Source organism: Saccharothrix coeruleofusca (genome assembly GCF_014648515.1).
Lineage (GTDB): Bacteria > Actinomycetota > Actinomycetes > Mycobacteriales > Pseudonocardiaceae > Actinosynnema > Actinosynnema coeruleofuscum.
In genome coordinates, this window is the sequence record NZ_BMRG01000003.1 from 464,153 (window position 1) to 484,462 (window position 20,310).

17 protein-coding genes and 1 riboswitch are annotated in these 20,310 nt (G+C 72.6%); of the genes, 14 read left to right on the forward strand and 3 right to left on the reverse strand.

Annotation, left to right across the window (positions count from 1 at the left end; all coding sequences use genetic code 11):
- The first annotated feature begins 62 nt into the window (after positions 1-62).
- Positions 63-3,170 carry an isoleucine--tRNA ligase gene (gene ileS / locus IEZ00_RS10750; RefSeq protein ID WP_189223030.1) on the forward strand — a complete coding sequence of 1,036 codons (3,108 nt, stop codon included), beginning with the start codon at positions 63-65 and terminating at the stop codon, positions 3,168-3,170.
- A gap of 41 nt (positions 3,171-3,211) precedes the next feature.
- On the opposite strand, the gene IEZ00_RS10755 is transcribed toward ileS, so the two are convergent.
- A complete protein-coding gene (locus tag IEZ00_RS10755; RefSeq protein ID WP_189223031.1) occupies positions 3,212-3,832 on the reverse strand; it encodes an RNA polymerase sigma factor in 621 nt (206 codons plus the stop codon).
- Positions 3,833-4,033: 201 nt separating this feature from the next.
- Here IEZ00_RS10755 and IEZ00_RS10760 point away from each other — a divergent pair, with 201 nt between their 5' ends.
- The 5 genes from IEZ00_RS10760 (at position 4,034) to IEZ00_RS10780 (ending at position 8,920) form a co-directional block, all read left to right on the forward strand.
- Positions 4,034-4,309 (forward strand): DUF167 domain-containing protein, encoded by a 276-nt coding sequence (locus IEZ00_RS10760; RefSeq protein WP_443705667.1) that lies wholly within the window; start codon positions 4,034-4,036, stop codon positions 4,307-4,309.
- 76 nt (positions 4,310-4,385) lie between these two features.
- On the forward strand, positions 4,386-5,873 hold the full coding sequence (locus IEZ00_RS10765; RefSeq protein ID WP_189223032.1) for a potassium/proton antiporter: 1,488 nt from the start codon (positions 4,386-4,388) through the stop codon (positions 5,871-5,873).
- 50 nt (positions 5,874-5,923) lie between these two features.
- A riboswitch (SAM riboswitch) is annotated at positions 5,924-6,038 on the forward strand.
- Between the two features lie 41 nt (positions 6,039-6,079).
- Complete coding sequence (locus tag IEZ00_RS10770) at positions 6,080-7,396, forward strand: aminotransferase class V-fold PLP-dependent enzyme (protein WP_189223033.1); 1,317 nt, start codon at positions 6,080-6,082, stop codon at positions 7,394-7,396.
- Between the two features lie 19 nt (positions 7,397-7,415).
- The gene (lspA, locus tag IEZ00_RS10775; RefSeq protein ID WP_189223034.1) at positions 7,416-7,994 is read left to right on the forward strand and encodes a signal peptidase II; all 579 of its coding nucleotides are present in this window, start codon (positions 7,416-7,418) and stop codon (positions 7,992-7,994) included.
- Positions 7,991-8,920: an RluA family pseudouridine synthase gene (locus IEZ00_RS10780; protein ID WP_189223035.1), complete on the forward strand. Its 930-nt coding sequence runs from the start codon at positions 7,991-7,993 to the stop codon at positions 8,918-8,920. Before lspA ends, IEZ00_RS10780 begins: the two co-directional genes overlap by 4 nt.
- Positions 8,921-9,003: 83 nt before the next feature.
- Here IEZ00_RS10780 and IEZ00_RS10785 read toward each other — a convergent pair whose 3' ends face one another.
- Positions 9,004-9,879 carry an AsnC family protein gene (locus IEZ00_RS10785; RefSeq protein ID WP_189223036.1) on the reverse strand — a complete coding sequence of 292 codons (876 nt, stop codon included), beginning with the start codon at positions 9,877-9,879 and terminating at the stop codon, positions 9,004-9,006.
- Between the two features lie 190 nt (positions 9,880-10,069).
- Between IEZ00_RS10785 and IEZ00_RS10790 the strand changes: the two genes are divergently transcribed.
- From IEZ00_RS10790 to IEZ00_RS10805, 4 genes are all read left to right on the forward strand, one after another.
- On the forward strand, positions 10,070-10,972 hold the full coding sequence (locus IEZ00_RS10790; protein ID WP_189223037.1) for a PDDEXK family nuclease: 903 nt from the start codon (positions 10,070-10,072) through the stop codon (positions 10,970-10,972).
- Between the two features lie 145 nt (positions 10,973-11,117).
- Positions 11,118-14,648, forward strand: a complete 3,531-nt coding sequence (gene dnaE / locus IEZ00_RS10795) for a DNA polymerase III subunit alpha (protein WP_189223038.1) — start codon at positions 11,118-11,120, stop codon at positions 14,646-14,648.
- A gap of 134 nt (positions 14,649-14,782) precedes the next feature.
- Positions 14,783-16,009, forward strand: coding sequence for a cytochrome P450 family protein (locus IEZ00_RS10800; protein ID WP_229795401.1), 1,227 nt, complete (start codon positions 14,783-14,785; stop codon positions 16,007-16,009).
- Positions 15,996-17,249, forward strand: a complete 1,254-nt coding sequence (locus tag IEZ00_RS10805; protein WP_189223039.1) for an adenosylmethionine--8-amino-7-oxononanoate transaminase — start codon at positions 15,996-15,998, stop codon at positions 17,247-17,249. The genes IEZ00_RS10800 and IEZ00_RS10805 overlap by 14 nt, the downstream gene beginning before the upstream one ends.
- A 13-nt stretch (positions 17,250-17,262) precedes the next feature.
- Here IEZ00_RS10805 and IEZ00_RS10810 read toward each other — a convergent pair whose 3' ends face one another.
- Positions 17,263-17,511, reverse strand: coding sequence for a glutaredoxin family protein (locus IEZ00_RS10810; protein WP_189223040.1), 249 nt, complete (start codon positions 17,509-17,511; stop codon positions 17,263-17,265).
- Between the two features lie 60 nt (positions 17,512-17,571).
- On the opposite strand from IEZ00_RS10810, the gene bioD reads away from it, so the two are divergent.
- The 4 genes from bioD to IEZ00_RS10830 all read left to right on the forward strand — a co-directional run bounded on the left by bioD (position 17,572) and on the right by IEZ00_RS10830 (position 20,291).
- The gene (bioD, locus tag IEZ00_RS10815) at positions 17,572-18,312 is read left to right on the forward strand and encodes a dethiobiotin synthase (RefSeq protein ID WP_189223041.1); all 741 of its coding nucleotides are present in this window, start codon (positions 17,572-17,574) and stop codon (positions 18,310-18,312) included.
- A gap of 123 nt (positions 18,313-18,435) precedes the next feature.
- On the forward strand, positions 18,436-19,452 hold the full coding sequence (gene bioB, locus IEZ00_RS10820; protein WP_189223042.1) for a biotin synthase BioB: 1,017 nt from the start codon (positions 18,436-18,438) through the stop codon (positions 19,450-19,452).
- Positions 19,449-19,637 (forward strand): biotin synthase auxiliary protein BsaP, encoded by a 189-nt coding sequence (gene bsaP / locus IEZ00_RS10825; protein ID WP_189223043.1) that lies wholly within the window; start codon positions 19,449-19,451, stop codon positions 19,635-19,637. The genes bioB and bsaP overlap by 4 nt, the downstream gene beginning before the upstream one ends.
- A gap of 36 nt (positions 19,638-19,673) precedes the next feature.
- Complete coding sequence (locus IEZ00_RS10830; RefSeq protein ID WP_229795403.1) at positions 19,674-20,291, forward strand: DUF2567 domain-containing protein; 618 nt, start codon at positions 19,674-19,676, stop codon at positions 20,289-20,291.
- Positions 20,292-20,310 lie beyond the last annotated feature (19 nt).

Here is a 20,310-nt window from a genome sequence, read left to right on the forward strand (position 1 = left end):
TGCGCCTGCGTGGCGTGTCGTCCCCGTGAGCCGGTTGACCGACGCGCGCGAGGAGCTGCGACATGGCCTATCCCAAGGCGGGCGGGGGCTCGGTGCCCTCCCAGCCGTCCTTCCCCACCCTCGAACGCGAGGTGCTCGACCACTGGCAGGCCGACCGCACCTTCCGGGCCACGGTCGAGGCCCGACCCGCCGGTGAGCGCGGGGCCAACGAGTTCGTCTTCTACGACGGCCCGCCCTTCGCCAACGGCCTGCCGCACTACGGGCACCTGCTCACCGGGTACGTGAAGGACGTCGTGCCGCGGTACCAGACCATGCGCGGCAAGCACGTCGAGCGCCGGTTCGGCTGGGACACCCACGGCCTGCCCGCCGAGGTGGAGGCGGAGAAGCAGCTCGGGTTCTCGTCCAAGAGCGAGATCGAGGCGTTCGGCATCGAGAAGTTCAACGAGGTCTGCCGCACGTCGGTGCTCCAGTACACCGACCAGTGGCGCGACTACGTGACCCGGCAGGCGCGCTGGGTGGACTTCGACGACGACTACAAGACCCTCGACCTGGACTACATGGAAAGCGTCATGTGGGCCTTCAAGACCCTGTGGGACAGGGGTCTGGTCTACGAGGGCTTCCGGGTGCTCTGGTACTGCTGGCGCTGCGAGACGCCGCTGTCCAACACCGAGACCAAGATGGACGACACCTACCGGGACCGGCAGGACCCGGCGGTGACGGTGGGGCTGCGCCTGGAGACCGGCGAGCTGGCGCTGGTGTGGACGACCACGCCGTGGACGCTGCCCAGCAACCTCGCCGCCGCGGTGCACCCGGACGTGGACTACGTGACCGTCGAGGCCAACGGCGAGCGCTACCTGCTCGCCGAGGCCCGCGTGCCCGCCTACGCCCGCGAGCTGGGCGAGCAGCCGCCGGTGGTGGCCCGGTGCAAGGGCAGCGACCTGGTCGGCCGCCGCTACACCCCGCCGTTCGACTTCTTCACCGGCCGGGAGAACGCGCACCAGGTGCTGCCCGCCGACTACGTCACCACCGACGACGGCACCGGCATCGTGCACATCGCCCCGGCCTTCGGCGAGGAGGACAAGGCGGTCACCGACGCGGCGGGCATCGAGGTCGTCGTGCCGGTCGACGCGCACGGCCGGTTCACCGCCGAGGTGCCGCCGTACCAGGGCCTGCAGGTGTTCGAGGCGAACAAGCCGATCATCCGCGACCTGCGGGAAGCGGGTCTGCTGCTGCGCCACGAGACCTACGACCACCCGTACCCGCACTGCTGGCGCTGCGACAACGCGCTCATCCAGCGCGCGGTGTCGTCGTGGTTCGTCGCGGTGACGCGGTTCAAGGACCGCATGGTCGAGCTGAACCAGCAGATCAACTGGGTGCCCGAGCACATCCGCGACGGCCAGTTCGGCAAGTGGCTGGAGAACGCGCGGGACTGGAACATCTCGCGCAACCGGTTCTGGGGCTCGCCGATCCCGGTGTGGGTCTCCGACGACCCGGCCTACCCGAGGGTGGACGTCTACGGCTCGCTCGACGAGCTGGAGCGCGACTTCGGGGTGCGCCCCACCGACCTGCACCGGCCCCACATCGACCAGTTGACCAGGCCCAACCCGGACGACCCGACCGGCAGGTCGACCATGCGCCGGGTGCCCGAGGTGCTCGACTGCTGGTTCGAGTCGGGCTCGATGTCCTTCGCCCAGGTGCACTACCCGTTCGAGAACGCGGAGTGGTTCGAGGACCACTACCCCGGCGACTTCATCGTCGAGTACAACGGCCAGACGCGCGGCTGGTTCTACACCATGCACGTGCTGGCCACGGCGCTGTTCGACCGGCCCGCGTTCCGCAACTGCGTGGCGCACGGGATCGTGCTGGGCGACGACGGGCAGAAGATGTCCAAGTCGCGCAAGAACTACCCGGACGTCAACGAGGTGTTCGACCGGGACGGCTCGGACGCCATGCGGTGGTTCCTGATGTCCTCGCCGATCCTGCGCGGCGGCGACCTGGTGGTCACCGAGCGGGGCATCCGCGACGCGGTGCGGCAGGCCGTGCTGCCGCTGTGGAACTCCTGGTACTTCCTGGCGCTGTACGCCAACGCCGAGGGCGTCGAGGGGACCTGGCGCACGGACTCGCCCCACGTGCTGGACCGCTACGTGCTGGCCAAGGCGCACGACCTGGTGGCGCAGGTGGGCGGGCAGCTCGACGCCTACGACATCTCCGGCGCCTGCGCGTCGGTCCGGGACTTCCTGGAAGTGCTCACGAACTGGTACGTGCGGCGCTCGCGCGACCGGTTCTGGGCGGGCGAGAAGGACGCCGTCGACACCCTGCACACCGTGCTGGAGGTGGTCTGCCGGGTGGCGGCGCCGCTGCTGCCGCTGACCACCGAGGCGGTGTGGCGCGGCCTGACCGGCGGGCGCTCGGTGCACCTGGCGGACTACCCGTCGGCGTCGGACCTGCCCGCCGACGACGCGCTGGTGGCGGCCATGGACAAGGTGCGGCAGGTGGCGTCCGCGGCGCTGTCGCTGCGCAAGGCCAACAAGCTGCGCGTGCGGCTGCCGCTGGCCAAGCTGGTGATCGCGGCGGACGACGTGGCGGCGCTGGGCGGGTTCACCGAGATCCTGCGGGACGAGGTGAACGTCAAGCGGGTCGAGCTGACCGGGGACGTGGCCGCGCACGGCCACTTCCAGCTGGCGGTCAACGCGCGGGTCGCCGGTCCCCGGCTGGGCCCGGACGTGCAGAAGGTCATCAAGGCCGTCAAGGCGGGGGACTGGACCGAGCGGGACGGCCGCGTGGTGGCGGCCGGGGTCGAGCTGTTCCCCGAGGAGTACGAGCAGCGCCTGGTCGCCACCGACCCGGCGGCCACCGCCGCGCTGCCCGGCGGCGGCGGGCTGGTGGTGCTCGACACCGCCGTCACCGAGGAGCTCGCCGCCGAGGGTGTGGCGCGCGACCTGGTCCGGGTGGTGCAGCAGGCGCGCAAGGACGCGGGGCTGGAGGTCTCCGACCGGATCGCGCTGACGGTGCAGCTGCCCGACGACGTGGCCGCCGCCGTGCGCGGGTTCGAGGAGTTCGTGGCGGGGGAGACCCTGGCGGACGCGGTGTCCTACGGCGAGGTCGCCGAGGGCTCGGTGGGCGTCGTGGGCGACGGCGTCAAGGTCCGGGTCGCGGTGGCCAGGCTCTGACGGCCGCGGTGGTGCCCGCTCCGGTGAGCGGGCACCACCGCTCACGCGCCGCCTTCCTCCTCCAGCCGCCGGCGCAGCGAGTTCAGGCACCGGCCGCGGGTGGGGCCGATGCTGCCGCGCGGCATGGCCAGCGCCTCGGACACCGCGCGGTACTCGGGCCGCCCGGCCAGCACGGTCAACCGCAGCAGCTCCTGGCAGCGCTGGGGCAGCGCGTGGAAGGCCCGCCACAGCCGCTGGTCCCGCTCGTCGCGCAGCGCCTCGACCTCCGGCAGCCACCGGTCGTCGGGGAGGTCCTGCGCGGTGTCCCCGGACAGCACGGCCCGCCCGCCGCTGTCCCGCCACGTCCGCTGGGCCTCCCGCCGCGTGGTCACGATCAGCCAGCCCGCCAGCGCGCGCGGCTCGGCGATCCGCTCCAGGTGCCGCAGGAAGTGCAGCCACACCGTCTGCGCCACGTCCTCGGCGCTCGTGCGGTCCAGCCCGTTGCTCCGCGCCACGTGCCACACCAGCGGCGTCAGCTCCGCGACCAGCCGGTTCAGCGCGTCGCGGTCGCCCGCGCGGGCCTGGGTCAGCAGCGCCGCGTGCCGCCGCGCGCGGGCGGGCGGGTCCTCCGGGACCGCCTCGGCGGGCAACTGCTCCAGTCGCGGGCCCACTTCGTCGGTCATGGTGCTCCCTCCCGCGTCGCGCGCCCCGCGCCCGGAGGAGGGCGGTGTGGACGTCCTCGGCCACGCGCGTCGTGCGGGACCCCGCGCGGAACGGCTCCAGAGTGTGTCCGAGAGCCCCGCCGGGACCAGGGTGCTCACCCGTTCGGCCCGGCACGGAATCGGTGCAGTCGCGTCGTGGGACCGCCGTCGTACGGTGACGCGGTGGCGGGACTGAGGTTCGGGGTGCGGGTGAAGCCGGGAGCCCGGCGGGACGCGGTCGGCGGCCGGTGGGGCGACGGGGCGCTGGTGGTCGCGGTCGCCGCGCCCGCGGTCGAGGGCAAGGCCAACGAGGCCGTGCGCAAGGCGCTGGCCAAGGCGTTCGGGGTGCGCAGGCAGGACGTGGCCATCGCCTCCGGCGAGCGCGGGCGGGACAAGGTCGTGGTGATCGACCCGGCCCCCGACGACGGCGCGGAGGTGCTCGCGGCGCTGCTCGGTTGAGTCGGTGCCCGATTCGTCCACTTCGAGATCGTCAAGGAAGAATGCACCCACTACCGGGCGACAGCGGGGAGGGCGAGTGGGTGGTGTCACGGGTTTCCTCGGCATCGGTGCGGCGGTGTTGCTGGTGGCCGCCATCGCGGTACGGGTGTCGAGCAGGCTCGGGCTGCCCTCGCTGCTGCTCTACCTCGCCATCGGCGTGCTGCTGGGCGAGTCGGTGCTGGGCATCGAGTTCGAGGACGCCGACCTGACCCGTTCGCTGGGCACCGCCGCGCTCGTGCTGATCCTCACCGAGGGCGGCCTGACCACCCGGTGGGCCGCGGTCAGACCCGCGCTCGGCCTGGGCATCGCGCTGTCCACGGTGTCGGTGGGGGTCAGCGTCGCGGTCACCGGCGTGGCCCTGCACCACCTGCTGGGCCTGGACTGGCGCACCGCGCTGCTGTGGGGCGCGGTGCTGTCCTCCACCGACGCGGCCGCGGTGTTCAGCGTGCTGCGCTCGGTCGGCGTGGGCAGGCGGCTGATCGGCGCGCTGGAGCTGGAGTCGGGCATCAACGACGCCCCGGTCTACATCGCCGTGGTGCTGCTGGCCTCGCCGGACCCGATCACCTGGACCGCGCCGCTGCTGATGGTCTACGAGCTGGTCGCGGGCGCGGCGATCGGCGTGGCGCTGGGCCTGCTGGGCGCCGTGGGCCTGCGGCGCGCGGCGCTGCCCGCCACCGGCCTGTACCCGCTGGCCACGGTCGCGGTGTGCCTGCTCGCCTACACCGCGGGCGACCTGGCGCACGCCTCCGGCTTCCTGGCCGTCTACGTCGCGGCGGTGGTGCTGGGCAACGCCCGGCTGCCGCACCGCTCGGACACGCTGTCCTTCGCCGAGGGGTTGGGCTGGGTCTCCCAGATCGGCCTGTTCGTGCTTCTGGGCCTGTACGCCTCGCCGGAACGGCTGCTGCACGCGCTGGTGCCCGCCCTGGTCGCGGGCGCGGTGCTGCTGCTGGTGGCCCGGCCGCTGTCGGTGCTGGTGGCCGCCACGCCGTTCCGGGTGCCGTGGCGCGAGCAGGTGTTCCTGTCGTGGTCCGGGCTGCGCGGCGCGGTGCCCATCGTGTTCGCCCTGATCCCGCTCATCCAGCAGGTGCCCGGCGCCGACCAGCTGGTCGACGCGGTGTTCGTGCTGGTCATCCTGCTGACCCTGGTGCAGGGCACCACCCTGCCCAGGCTGGCCCGCTGGCTGGGGCTGGTGCGCTCGGGGGAGGCCAGCGAGGTGCAGTTCGACTCCTCGGCGCTGGACCAGTTCAACGCCGAGCTGCTCCAGGTGCGCATCCAGCGCGGGTCCAAGCTGCACGGCGTGTACCTGTCGGAGCTGCGGCTGCCGGTGGGCGCCTCGGTGAGCCTGGTGGTGCGCGAGGGCGGCGGGTTCACCCCGCAGTCGACCACCCGGCTGCAGGAGCGCGACCAGCTGCTGGTGGTGTGCACCGAAGGCGTGCGCACCGCCGTCGAGCAGCGCATCCGGGCGGTGGACCGGGCGGGCAGGCTGGCCCGCTGGAAGGGCGACACGGGCCGCGAGATCCCATGATCCGGACGGGGCTCGACGGCGGGCGGGTCCGCCGCTAACGTCGTGGGCGAGGTCATGAGTGCCAGCGACAAGCCCGGGCTAGCTGGCCGGCAACCCTCCTACCGCGGTGGGGTGCCCCCGGTGAGGACCTGGTCCGGCGCGGGGTGCGCCGGGCAAGCGCGGGCCTCCTGTCGAGCAGGGGCCCCCGAGGCCGCCGGAGGCTCGTCGTGACCGTCGCCGTTCCCCGTCCCGTCGCCGCCCTGCCCCGCGTGGTCGGGGCGGACCTGAAGGTCCCCCTGGTCACCGGGCAGTTCGTCGAGTACGCCAACCTCGACCACGCCGCGTCCGCGCCCTGCCTGGAGCAGGTCCGCGACGCGGTGGACGAGCTGCTGCCCTGGTACGCCTCGGTGCACCGGGGTGCCGGGTTCGCCTCCCACGTCAGCACCCGCGTCTACGGGCAGGCCCGCGACGCGGTGCGGCGGTTCCTCGGCGCCAGGGCGGGCGACGCGGTGGTGTTCACCCGCAACACCACCGACGCGCTGAACCTGCTGGCCCGAGCCCTGCCCCGGCGCACCTCGGTGGTGCTGTTCGACACCGACCACCACGCCGCGCTGCTGCCGTGGCGCGGACCAGGCGTGCGGCGGCTGCGCACGCCCTCCTCGGCGGCGGGCGCGGTGCTGGAGCTGGACCGGGCGCTGCGCGCCTGCCCCGAGGGGCCGCGACTGGTCGTGGTGACCGGCGCGTCCAACGTGACCGGTGAGGTGTGGCCGGTGGCCGAGCTGGCCGCGGTGGCCCGGCGGCACGGGGCGCGCGTCGTGCTCGACGCCGCCCAGCTGGCCCCGCACCGGCCGGTCGACCTCAAGGCGCTGGACGTGGACTACGCCGTGCTGTCCGGCCACAAGCTGTACGCGCCCTTCGGCGCGGGCGCGCTGGTCGGTCGCGCGGACTGGCTGCGGGCCGCCGAGCCGTACCTGGTCGGCGGCGGCGCGACCGCGCTGGTCACCGACCACGGCGACCGGCTGGGCGTGGCGTGGTCGGCGGTGCCCGAGCGGCACGAGGCGGGCTCGCCCAACGTGGTCGGCGCGCACGCCCTCGGCGTGGCCTGCGACGTGCTGGGGCGGCACTGGGAGCGCACCGGCGCGCACGAGCGCGGCCTGCTGGCGCGGCTGCGGGCGGGCCTGGCCACCGTGCCCGGCGTGCGCGAGCTGTCGCTGTTCGGGGCCGAGCACGACCGGGTGGGCGTGGTCAGCTTCGTCGTCGGCGGGCAGGACGCGGGCTACCTGGCCGCCGCGCTGTCCGCCGAGCACGGCATCGGCGTGCGCGACGGCGCGTTCTGCGCGCACGTGGCGGTGCACCGGCTGGCCGCCGGGCAGCGGGCGCTGCGCGCGTCGCTGGGGCTGGGCAGCACCGAGGAGCACGTGGACCGGCTCGTGGCGGCGCTGCGGTCGCTGGTGCTGGAGGGGCCGCGGGTCGACTACGCCCAGCGGGACGGCCGCTGGGAGCCCGCCCAGGACACCCGGCCGCTGCCGCCGTTCCTGGTCTGAGTGCGGTCGCGCGAACCCGATGCGGGACAATGGGCCGGTGAGCACTGAGCCCAACGCCGAACCCGAGGCAGTTCCGGGAGCCCCCGCCCCGCCACCCAGGCGGGTGCTGCTGCTGGGCGTCCTCGCCGCGGTGGTGCTGGCGCTGGACATCGCCACCAAGGTGGTCGCGGTCGCCGAGCTGGAGGGGCGGCAGCCGGTCGAGCTGTTCGGCGGGCTGCTGTACCTGCCGCTGGTCCGCAACCCCGGCGCGGCCTTCGGCATGGCCGAGGGGTGGACGTTCGTGCTGGCGCTGATCGCGTTCGGCGTGGTCGGCTTCATCCTGTGGATCGCCCGCAAGCTGCGGTCGGTCGGCTGGGCGATCGGGCTGGGCCTGGTGCTCGGCGGGGCGCTGGGCAACCTGGTCGACCGCGTGTTCCGCGCGCCCGGCCCGCTGCGCGGCCACGTGGTGGACTTCATCTCCGTGCTCGACCCGTGGGGCGGTTTCTTCCCGGTGTTCAACCTCGCCGACTCGGCGATCTGCGTGGGCGGCGGCGTGATCGTGCTGATGGCCCTGCTCCAGCGCGACTACGACGGCACCAGGGTGGAGAAGAAGGCATGAGCGGCTACCGAACCCTGCCCGTGCCCGACGGGCTGGACGGGATGCGCGTCGACGCGGGCCTGGCCAAGCTGCTTGGCCTGTCGCGGACCGCGGTCGCGGCGCTGACCGAGTCCGGCGACGTGGTGCTCGACGGGCAGCCCGCGGGCAAGTCCGACCGGCTGGTCGCGGGCGCGTGGCTGGAGATCACCCTGCCCGAGCCGGAGCGGCCGGTGAGCGTCCAGGCCGTGCCGGTGGAGGGCCTGGGGGTGCTCTACGAGGACGACGACGTGATCGTGGTCGACAAGCCGGTGGGCGTGGCGGTGCACCCCAGTCCGGGGTGGACCGGGCCGACCGTGGTCGGCGGGCTGGCCGCCGCGGGCGTGCGCATCGCCACCTCGGGCGCGGCCGAGCGGCAGGGCGTGGTGCACCGGCTGGACGTGGGCACCACCGGCGTGATGGTGGTGGCCAAGAGCGAGCACGCCTACTCGGTGCTCAAGCACGCCTTCAAGGAGCGCACGGTGGAGAAGCTCTACCACGCGCTCGTGCAGGGCCACCCGGACCCGATCCGCGGCACCATCGACGCGCCGATCGACCGCCACCCCAAGCACGACTACAAGTTCGCGGTGATGGCCAACGGCAAGCCCAGCGTCACCCACTACGAGGTGGTCGAGGCGTTCCGGGCCGCGTCGCTGCTGGACGTGCACCTGGAGACCGGGCGCACGCACCAGATCCGGGTGCACTTCTCCGCGCTGCGCCACCCCTGCGTGGGCGACCTGACCTACGGCGCCGACCCGGTGCTGGCCAAGCGGCTGGGCGTGACGCGGCAGTGGCTGCACGCCCGCACGCTGGGCTTCCACCACCCGGCCGACGGGCAGTGGGTGGAGTTCACCAGCGAGTACCCCGCCGACCTGGCCCAAGCCCTCGACCAGCTCCGCGCCGAAGGCTGACCGCGAACCGAGCGTTCAGGCACCGCGAACCGAGCGTTCGGACACCGCGAACCGGGCGTTCGGGCGCGGGGCCGCCCCCGGTCTCAGTCGTCGACGGTCCAGACCAGGGTGTTCAGGTCGGTCTCCGGCCGGGAGCTCCACCGGACCGAGGTCACGGTGACGTTCTCCGGCAGCACGTACACGGTGTGCCCGCCCGCCGTCTCGCCCGGCTGCACGCCGATCTTGTGCGGCGGCCGGGAGGACAGCGACACCGGGGCCTTGCTGACCGTCTCACCGGTGTTGGTCATCAGCACCAGGTACATGTCCGGCAGGGCGTTGAACGGCACGGTGCCGATGTTGGCCAGCTCGGTGTGCACCACCACGGCCCGCTCGCCGTCGGCCAGCTTGTAGCCCGCCGCGGTGAACAGGAAGTCCGCCGGGTCGACCACCTCGACCAGCTGGATGGTGAACCGGGCGCCCTCCAGGCCCTCGGTCTCCAGGGTGCTGCCGATCTTGCCGGTGCGCGACCGGGGCGCGGGCTGCTGGTCGCCGCGCGCCCAGCCCGCCGACTGCGGCGGTCCCCACGTGCTCATCGGCTCGGGCACCGGGACCGGGCCGGACTGCGGCTGGGCCGGGAACGGCTGGCTGGGCGGCCCCTGCGGGCCGGGGTGGGGCGGGTAGGGCCCGCTGGGGGTGCCGCGCACCGAGCCGGGCGGCGGGTAGGGGCCGCTGGCCGTGCCCTGGGCGGGCCCGGTGTAGCTGCCCCACGCCACGCTGTTGGCCAGCGCCTTGCGGATGCCGTTGGGGTCGCACTCCACGCCCACCAGCAGCGGCAACCCGCTGCCGGACAGGGTGATCAGGCGGGTGGCCGCCTCGCGGGGGTCCATGCCCAGCCGCGCCGCCACCTCGTGCACGGCGGCTCGGCCCATCTCCGCGATCATCGCGAGGAGGCGGGCGTCGACGGGATCGGGCGCGACCACGACTCGAACGCTACCCGCCCACCAAGATCGGCGCGCCACGACCCCAACCCTCCGCGTCGGCAAGTACTACCCGACCGCTTCGGTGTGGCCGTTCACTACTACCGGAGTTATCCACAGGCCCCCCGGTTATCCACAGCGGGCGGCACGGCGCTTCCCCCCCCCGCGCGGCACCAGTCGCAGCCTTGTGCCCATGGACGACTGGATCTCCTCTGTCATCGAGCACGACGGCTTGGTCCTGCGCGACCGGGCCCTGCGCGAGGGCATCGACCCCGATCAGATCATGAAGGCATTGCGCACCGGCAGGCTCAAACGCGTCCAGCGGTGCGTGTACGTCCACGGGCGTCAGGAGATCAGCCCGCTGGCGCTGGCGCGAGCGGCGGTGCTGGCCATCGGCGTGCCCGACGCCGTGGCCAGCCACCAGACCGCGGCTCGCGTCCACGGCCTCCCGACCCCTTCGGGAGCAGGTCCCGAGCACGTCACGGTGCCGCGCGACCAGCGGCGGGTGCGGCGCAAGGAGCTGTGGTGCCACGGACGACCGCTCGGGCTCGGTGAGGTCCAGGTGCTGGGCGGGGTCGCGCTGACCTCGCCCGTGCGGACGCTGGTCGACCTGGTGGGGACCGTGCCCAGGGGCGACGCGGTCTGGGCCATCGACGACGGCCTGCGCCGAGGCGTGGTGACCAGGGCGGACCTGCTGGCCGCCGCGGACGCCCGGCGCGGCGGCGAGGGAACCGGGCGGATTCGCCTGCGCATCGCTGAGGCGGACGGCGTGTCGGAGTCCGCTCTGGAGACGGCGGGCAGGCTGGCGCTGCTGGACGGGTCCGTGCCGCTGCCCGTGGCGCAGTTCGAGGTGTTCGACGACGCGGGTCCGGTCGCGCGCCTGGACGCCGCCTACCCGGAGCTCGGGCTGGGCATCGAGTATGACGGCAAGACCGTGCACAGCACGCCCCGCGCGGTGTTCCACGACCGCAAGAGGCAGAACCGGCTCCTGCAGTCGGGGTGGAGGTTGCTGCGCTTCACCTGGTGGGATGTCGTGCACGACACCGATGGGTTCGTCAGGGCCGTTCGCGGCGCGCTGCGGGAGCGTGGCGGGTAGTGGTGAGCGGCCTCGCGGGCGGGCTCGGGTGGTACTTGCAGGCGCGGGGCGTTGCGGCGGGGGAGACCCGGACGGACTAGGGTGCTGGGTGCGGTTCGCTCGTGGCCGCGATCCGTGATCGGCGTGGTACACAAGGGGGTTTGGGGTGGCCGACTCGTTTGTGCACCTCCACGTGCACACCGAGTACTCGATGCTCGACGGAGCGGCGAAGCTGAAGGACATGTTCGCCGAGTGCGAGCGGTTGGGGATGCCCGCCGCCGCCATCACCGACCACGGCAACATGTACGGCGCCTACGACTTCTTCAAGCAGGCCACCGCGGCGGGCATCAAGCCGGTGGTGGGCATCGAGGCGTACATGGCCCCCGACTCGCGCTTCAACAAGAAGCGCGTGCTGTGGGGCGACCCCGGCCAGAAGTCCGACGACGTCTCCGCCAGCGGCGCCTACACCCACCAGACCATCTGGGCCAGGGACAACGAGGGCCTGCACAACCTGATGAAGCTGTCCAGCCGGGCCTCCACCGAGGGGCAGCTGGGCAAGTGGCCGCGGATGGACGCCGAGCTGATCGCCGAGCACTCCGCGGGCCTGATGGCGACCACCGGGTGCCCCTCCGGCGAGGTGCAGACCCGGTTGCGCCTGGGCCACGACCGGGAGGCGCTGGAGGCCGCCGCCAAGTGGCGCGACATCTACGGCGCGGACAACTTCTTCGTCGAGCTGATGGACCACGGCATCGAGATCGAGCACCGGGTCCGCGACGGCCTGCTGGACATCGCGAACAAGCTCAAGATCCCGTTCGTGGTGACCAACGACTCGCACTACACCTTCGCCGAGGACCGGGACGCGCACGACGCGCTGCTGTGCGTGCAGACCGGCAAGACGCTGCAGGACCCCAGCCGGTTCAAGTTCGACGGCCAGGGCTACTACCTCAAGTCGCCGGACGAGATGCGCGCCATCGACTCCTCCGACGCCTGGCAGCAGGGCTGCCGCAACACCCTGCTGGTCGCCGAGAAGGTGGACACCACAGGGATGTTCGCCTTCCACAACCTCATGCCGCGCTACCCGATCCCGGAGGGCATGACCGAGGCGGAGTACTTCCGCGAGCAGGTCTGGGAGGGCATGCGCCGCCGCTTCCCCGAGGGCGTGGACGAGGTCCACCGCCAGCAGGTGGAGTTCGAGATCGGCGTCATCCTGCAGATGGGCTTCCCGTCCTACTTCCTGGTGGTCGCCGACTTCATCAGCTGGGCCAAGGCCAACGGCATCCGGGTGGGTCCCGGCCGAGGCTCCGCCGCGGGCGCGCTGATCGCCTACGCCATGGGCATCACCGACCTCGACCCGCTGGCCCACGGTCTGATCTTCGAGCGGTTCCTCAACCCGGACCGGGTCAGCCCGCCCGACATCGACATCGACTTCGACGAGCGCAGGCGCGGCGACGTGATCCGCTATGTCACCGAGAAGTGGGGCGCCGACAAGGTCGCCCAGGTGATCACCTTCGGCACCATCAAGGCGAAGGCGGCGATCAAGGATTCCGCCCGCGTGCTGTACGGCCAGCCCGGCTACGCGGTGGCCGACCGCATCTCCAAGGCCATGCCGCCCGCGGTGATGGGCAAGGACATCCCGCTGTCGGGCATCTTCGACCCGTCGCACAAGCGGTACGCCGAGGCCGCCGAGGTCCGGGCGCTGTACGAGACCGACCCGCAGGTCAAGGAGATCATCGACACCGGCCGCGGCCTGGAGGGCCTGATCCGCAACGCGGGCGTGCACGCCTGCGCGGTGATCATGTCCGCGGAGCCGCTGACGGACCACATCCCGGTCTGGATGCGCCCGCAGGACGGCTCGATCATCACGCAGTTCGACTACCCGACCTGCGAGACGCTCGGCCTGCTGAAGATGGACTTCCTGGGCCTGAGCAACCTGACCACGATCGACGACGCCCTGAAGAACATCGAGCTCAACGGCAAGGGCGAGCTCGACATCACCGCGGTCGGCCTGGACGACAAGAAGACCTACGAGCTGCTGGGCCGCGGCGACACCCTGGGTGTGTTCCAGCTCGACGGCGGGGCGCTGCGGGACCTGCTGCGGCTGATGCGCCCGGACAACTTCGAGGACGTCTCCGCGGTCATCGCGCTGTACCGGCCGGGTCCGATGGGTGCGAACTCGCACACGAACTACGCGCTGCGCAAGAACAAGCAGCAGGAGATCACGCCGATCCACAAGGAGCTGGAAGAGCCCCTGGCGGAGATCCTGGACACGACCTACGGCCTGATCGTGTACCAGGAGCAGGTCATGGCCATCGCCCGGAAGGTGGCGGGTTACACGCTGGCCCAGGCGGATCTGCTGCGCCGCGCGATGGGCAAGAAGAAGAAGGAGATCCTGGACAAGGAGTTCACCGGCTTCGAGGCGGGCATGCTCGCCAACGGCTACTCGCCGGAGGCGATCAAGACCCTGTGGGACATCCTGGTCCCGTTCGCCGACTACGCGTTCAACAAGGCGCACTCCGCCGCGTACGGCCTGATCGCGTACTGGACCGCCTACCTCAAGGCCAACTACCCGGCCGAGTACATGGCCGCGCTGCTGACCACGAACTCGGACAACAAGGACAAGTCGGCGATCTACCTCGCCGAGTGCCGCCGGATGGGCATCACCGTGCTGCCGCCGGACGTCAACGAGTCCGAGCGCGAGTTCGTCGCGGTCGGCGACGACATCCGGTTCGGCCTGGGCGCCATCCGCAACGTCGGGGCCAACGTGGTCGACGCGATCATCAAGGCGCGCAAGGAGAAGGGGAAGTTCGTCGACTTCTCCGACTTCCTGCGCAAGGTCGACGCCACGGTCTGCAACAAGAAGGTCGTGGAATCGCTGATCAAGGCGGGGGCGTTCGACTCGCTGGGCCACCCGCGCAAGGGTCTGCACATGGTCCACGTCGAGGCGGTCGACGCGATCATGCTGACCAAGAAGGAGGAGGCGCGCGGGCAGTTCGACCTGTTCGGCGACGGCGGCGGGGACGACGGGGCCAGCGTATTCGACGTCAAGATCCCCGACGAGCACTGGGAGTCCAAGCACCAGCTCACGCTGGAGCGGGAGATGCTGGGCCTGTACGTGTCCGGCCACCCGCTCAACGGCGTGGAGGGCATCCTGGAGTCCTACTCGGACGCCTCCATCCCGCGCATCCTGGAAGGCGACGTGCCCGACGGCCAGCAGGTCACCATCGGCGGCATCCTGGCGTCGGTGACCAGGCGGGTCAACAAGAACGGCGAGCCGTGGGCCTCGGCGCAGCTGGAGGACCTGGCCGGTGGCATCGAGGTGCTGTTCTTCCCCAAGAGCTTCGCGGTGCACGGCATGTCCGTGGCCGAGGACGCGATCGTGCTGGTCAAGGCGCGGGTGGCCAAGCGGGACGACCGGATCTCGCTGATCGCCAACGACCTGGTGGTGCCGGACCTCAACGAGCTGGGCAACCAGGCGCTGAAGCTGAAGCTGGCGGCCTCGCGCTGCGACCCGAAGCTGGTGGCCTCCCTCAAGGAGGTGCTGGCCGCGCACCCCGGCACCACCGAGGTGCACCTCAACCTGATCATCAACAGCAGCCGCAACACGGTGCTCAAGCTGGACGACGCGCTGCGGGTCAGCCCGACGCCGTCGCTGATGGGCGACCTGAAGGCGCTGCTCGGACCGGGGTGCCTGGGCTGACCGGGCACCCCCCGCGCGGGTGAACCTCCGGCAGTTCTTAGGCCGATCGGGTGACATTGCGGTGACTCGGGGACACCGGAGCGACACCGAACGTTGGGTAAACAGTGTTAACCCAACATGAGGAGGGGGTTCCGGTGGGCGATGCCACCATCGAGGTGCCGCGGCTGGAGCAGGACTACTTCGACGACCCGCACTCGATCCACGCCCTGATGCGCGAGCAGGCCGCCGCCACCCAGGTGGTGCTGCAGCGCGGCCTGAAGGTCTGGCTGGTCACCCGCTACGAAGAGGCGCGCATCGCGCTGGCCGACCCGCGCTTCCGCAAGGACATCCGCGACGAGCGGCTGATCGACCGGCACTTCGTCGGCGACCCGGCCGACCGGGTGCAGTTCAACGACACGCTCGCGCACCACATGCTCAACATGGACCCGCCGGACCACACCCGGCTGCGCAAGCTGGTCACCAAGGCCTTCACCGCCCGCCGCGTCGAGCAGCTGCGCCCCCGCGTGCAGCAGATCACCGACGAGCTGCTGGACGCGATGGACGGCAAGTCCGAGGTCGAGCTGCTGGACGCGTTGGCCTTCCCGCTGCCCATCACGGTGATCTGCGAGATGCTCGACGTCTCGATGGACGACCGCGAGCAGTTCCGCGAGTGGTCCAACACCCTGGTCGGCGGCACCGACCCGATCGCCACCAGGGACGCGGGCGCCGCGATGGCGGAGTACCTGGCCAAGCTGGTCGAGCACAAGCGGGCCCACCCCGGCGACGACATCTTCTCCGCGCTGGTGCACGCCAGCGACGAGGACGACCAGCTCAACAACGCCGAGCTGATCGCGATGGCGTTCCTGCTGCTGATCGCGGGCCACGAGACCACCGTCAACCTGATCGGCAACGGCACCTACCACCTGCTGCGCAACCCCGACCAGCTGGCGGCGCTGCGCGCGGACCGCTCGCTGCTGCCCAACGCGATCGAGGAGTTCCTGCGCCTGGAGGGACCGGTCAACCAGGCGACCGTCCGCTACACCGCCGAGGAGGTCGAGCTCGGCGGCACGGTGATCCCGGCCGAGGAGCTGGTCTTCGTGGCGCTGTCCTCGGCCAACCGCGACCCGAACCGGTTCCCCGACGCGGACAAGCTCGACATCACCCGGCCCGCGGGCGGGCACCTGGCCTTCGGCCACGGCGTGCACTACTGCCTGGGCGCGCCGCTGGCCAGGATGGAGGGCGAGATCGCCATCGGCTCGCTGCTGGACCGGTTCGACCTGTCCCTCGCGGCCGACCCGGACACGCTGCGGTGGCGGGAGGGCACGCTGATCCGCGGCCTGTACTCGCTGCCGGTTAACCTCGCACCCCGTGGAGCGCGATGAGCTGCTGAAGCTGGACCGGGCGCACGTCTGGCACCCGTACGGGCCCATGCCGGGCACCCGCTCGCCGCTGGTGGTCACCTCGGCGTCGGGTGTCCGGCTGCGCCTGGACGACGGCCGCGAGCTGATCGACGGCATGTCCTCGTGGTGGGCGGCCATCCACGGCTACCGGCACCCGGTGCTCGACGCCGCGGTGCGCGACCAGTTGGACCGGATGAGCCACGTGATGTTCGGCGGCCTGACCCACGAGCCCGCCGTCGCGCTGTGCGCCAAGCTGGTGGAGATCACCCCGGACCCGCTGGAGCACGTGTTCCTGTGCGACTCGGGCTCGGTGTCGGTCGAGGTCGCGGTCAAGATGTGCCTGCAGTACTGGCGCTCCCAGGGGCGACCGGAGAAGCGCAGGCTGCTGACCTGGCGCGGCGGCTACCACGGCGACACCTTCCAGCCCATGTCGGTGTGCGACCCCGAGGGCGGGATGCACGCGCTGTGGCGCGGGGTGCTGCCCGAGCAGGTGTTCGCCTCCGCGCCGCCCGCCGAGCTGGACACCGCCTACGTCGCGGAGCTGGCCCAGCTCGTCGAGCGGCACGCCGACGAGCTGGCCGCGGTGATCGTCGAGCCGGTCGTGCAGGGCGCGGGCGGGATGCGCTTCCACGACCCCCGCTACCTGCACGTGCTGCGGGAGCTGACGCTGGCGCACGACGTGCTGCTGGTCTTCGACGAGATCGCCACCGGCTTCGGCCGCACCGGCGAGCTGTTCGCCGCCGACCACGCGGGCGTCAGCCCGGACGTGATGTGCGTGGGCAAGGCGCTGACCGGCGGCTACCTGTCGATGGCCGCCGCGCTGTGCACCGCGCGGGTGGCCGACGGGATCTCCCTGGGCGAGGTGCCGGTGCTGGCGCACGGTCCGACGTTCATGGGCAACCCGCTGGCCTGCGCGGTGTCGCTGGCCTCGGTCGAGCTGCTGCTGTCGTCGGACTGGCGCGGCGCGGTGCGGCGGATCGAGGCCGGGCTGCGCGCCGGGCTGGCGGGCGCGCCCGGCGACGTGCGGGTGCTCGGCGCGATCGGCGTGGTGCAGCTGGACCACGAGGTGGACATCGCCGCCGCCACCGCCGCCGCGGTCGAGCACGGCGTGTGGCTGCGGCCGTTCCGGGACCTGGTCTACACGATGCCGCCGTTCACCTGCACCGACGAGGAGGTGGCCGCCATCGCCGCCGCGGTGGCCGCGGCGGCGAAGGCGGGCTGACCCGGCCTCGGCGTCAGGCCGTCGCCGCCCGCACGGCCTCGGCCAGCTCGACGTTCGTCGGCTCGACCAGCACCCGCCCGCCGGGCAGGACCACCACCGGGATGTTCTTGCGCCCGCCCGCGATCTCGACCGCCCGCTCGCGCGCCGCTTCGTCGTGCTCCACGTCCACCTCGGTGAACGGCACCCCGTTCTCCCGCAGCCATGCCTTCGCGCGGCGGCAGTCCCCGCACCAGTCCGCGCCGTACAGGACGATCTCACCCATGACGGTGACTTTAGAACTCCACCTGTGACCGCGCCGCGCGCGGCCGTAGGGTGAACGGCCGTGAGCGTCCTCGTGATCACAGGCACGGGCACCGAGGTGGGCAAGACCGCGGTGGTCGCCGCACTCGCGGCGGTGGCCGCCGCCGGGGGGCAGCGGGTCGCCGTGCTCAAACCCGCGCAGACCGGAGTCGCCGCGCACGAGCCGGGCGACCTGGCGGAGGTGGTGCGCCTGGCGGGCCCGGTCACCACCCGCGAGCTGCGCCGCTACCGCGAACCGCTGGCCCCCGCCACGGCCGCCCGCCGGGCGGGCGAGCCCCCGGTGCGCCCCCAGCAGGTCGCCGCCGCGGCGGCGGAGCTGCACCGCGACCACGACCTGGTGCTGGTCGAGGGCGCGGGCGGGCTGCTGGTGCGCTTCGACGACGAGGGCTCCACCATCGCCGACGCCGCGTGGGCGCTCAACGCCCCGGTGCTGGTGGTCGCCCAGGCGGGGCTGGGCACGCTCAACACCACCGCGCTGACCGCCGAGGCGCTGCTGCGCCGCGGGCTGGAGTCGGTGGGCGTCGTGGTGGGGCGCTGGCCCGCCGAGCCCGACCTGGCCGCCCGCTGCAACCTGGTGGACCTGCCCGAGGCCGCGGGCGCGCCGCTGCTGGGCGCGCTGCCCGAAGGGGCCACGGCGCTGGACCGCGCGCGGTTCCTGGAGGTCGCGACGGCGGCGCTGTCGCCGTGGTTCGGCGGCACCTTCGACCCGGAGCGGTTCACCGAGGAGCACGCGGCGCCGCACGCCCACCAGCCCGACCAGTGACCTCCCGGCGGATGACCGCCCAGTGACCGACGTCGCGCCCGCGCGGCCGATCAGTGGGGCACACTGGCCCGGAGCCCGAGCCGGCCCCGAGCCGGAACCCGAGCCCGACACCGAGGAGGAGCAGTGACCACAGCCCCGGAACAGCTCGACGTGCTCAGCGTCGCGCGGGAGCAGGTGCTGGAACGCGGTGTCGGGCTGTCCGAGGAGCAGGTGCTGCGGGTCCTCCAGCTGCCCGACGAGCGCATCGGCGACCTGCTCGACCTCGCCCACCGGGTGCGGATGCGCTGGTGCGGCCCGGAGGTCGAGGTCGAGGGCATCGTCTCGGTCAAGACCGGCGGCTGCCCCGAGGACTGCCACTTCTGCTCCCAGTCCGGCCGGTTCCCCTCCCCGGTCCGCTCGGCCTGGCTGGACATCCCCGGCCTGGTCAAGGCGGCCAGGCAGACCGCCGAGACCGGGGCGACCGAGTTCTGCATCGTCGCCGCCGTGCGCGGCCCCGACCAGCGGCTGCTCTCCCAGGTCCGGGAGGGCATCAAGGCCATCCGCGAGGACGGCAACGACATCCAGATCGCCTGCTCGCTGGGGATGCTGACCCAGGAGCAGGTGGACGAGCTGGTCGCCATGGGCGTGCACCGGTACAACCACAACCTGGAGACCGCCCGCTCGCACTTCCCCAACGTGGTCACCACGCACTCCTGGGAGGAGCGCTGGGAGACGCTGCGGATGGTGCGCGAGGCGGGCATGGAGGTCTGCTGCGGCGGCATCATCGGGATGGGGGAGACGCTGGCCCAGCGCGCCGAGTTCGCCGTGCAGCTGGCCGCGCTGGAGCCCGACGAGGTGCCGCTGAACTTCCTGATCCCCAACCCCGGCACGCCCTACGAGCACTACCCGGTGGTCGAGGGGCCCGACGCGCTGCGCGCGGTCGGGGCGTTCCGGCTGGCCCTGCCCCGCACCATCCTGCGCTTCGCGGGCGGTCGTGAGCTGACCTTCGGCGACCTGGGCGCCAAGCAGGGGATGCTGGGCGGGATCAACGCGATCATCGTCGGCAACTACCTGACCAACCTGGGCCGCCCCGCGCAGGAGGACCTGGACATGCTCCAGGAGCTGTCCATGCCGATCAAGGAGTTGAGCAAGACGCTGTGACGTACTGCGGTTATTGCGGCAAGCCGACCGGGGAGGCCGACCACGCGGCGTGCGCGCGGCGGCTGGGCGTGATCGACCCGCCGCGCTTCTGCCAGCGGTGCGCGCGGCGGATGGTCGTCCAGGTCACCCCCGCCGGATGGACCGCGTCGTGCAGCCGCCACGGGGAGATCCACTCCGCGCGGTAACCTCCCTGCGTCGTCGTGGTGCTGGGGAGGTCGTGGGTGGCGGAACAACCGGTCGGCGGGCAGCAGCCGCCCGTGGAGGCGGCCCCTGCGGGGACGTTCCCGGAGGCTCCCGAGGTGTTCGCCTACTACTACGTCCCGCCCAGGCCGCGCGTGGTGGTGCGGAGGGACCTGCTGCCCGCGTTCGGCGTGCTGTCGACGGTGGCGCTGTTCGGCCTGCCCACCGGGTGGCTGTGGGCGTGGCTGGCACCCGCGCAGAACGTGGTGGTGCAGCAGGACAGCGCGCTGATCCCGGTGACCGGGGAGAGCTACCACCGGCTCGACGCGCTGATGGTGTTCGTGCTGATCGGGCTCGGCGCCGGGCTGCTGACCGGGATCGCGGTGTGGGCGCTGCGCGAGCGGCGCGGGCCGGTGGTGATGCTGGGGGCGGTGCTGGGCGGCGCGCTCGCGGCCTTCCTGGCCCAGCGCACCGGCATCGGCGCGGCGGCGGGCCGCTACGCGCTGGGCGCGGCGCCCTCGGTGGGCGACGTGATCGCCAAGGCGCCCGACCTGGAGACCTGGTGGGGCGTGCTGGCCTGGCCGCTGGGCGCGGCGCTGGCCTACGGCTGCCTGGCCGCCTGGAACGGCATGGACGACCTGGGCCGCAGGCTGGGCTGATCGCCCCGACCGCCGGAGG

Excerpts from the sequence above, each read along its gene's own strand:
- ileS (WP_189223030.1), top strand. The coding sequence starts at position 63 with ATGGCCTATCCCAAGGCGGGCGGGGGCTCGGTGCCCTCCCAGCCGTCC.
- IEZ00_RS10755 (WP_189223031.1), bottom strand. The coding sequence starts at position 3,832 with ATGACCGACGAAGTGGGCCCGCGACTGGAGCAGTTGCCCGCCGAGGCG.
- lspA (WP_189223034.1), top strand. The coding sequence starts at position 7,416 with ATGCGGGACAATGGGCCGGTGAGCACTGAGCCCAACGCCGAACCCGAG.
- IEZ00_RS10780 (WP_189223035.1), top strand. The coding sequence starts at position 7,991 with ATGAGCGGCTACCGAACCCTGCCCGTGCCCGACGGGCTGGACGGGATG.
- IEZ00_RS10790 (WP_189223037.1), top strand. The coding sequence starts at position 10,070 with ATGGACGACTGGATCTCCTCTGTCATCGAGCACGACGGCTTGGTCCTG.
- IEZ00_RS10810 (WP_189223040.1), bottom strand. The coding sequence starts at position 17,511 with ATGGGTGAGATCGTCCTGTACGGCGCGGACTGGTGCGGGGACTGCCGC.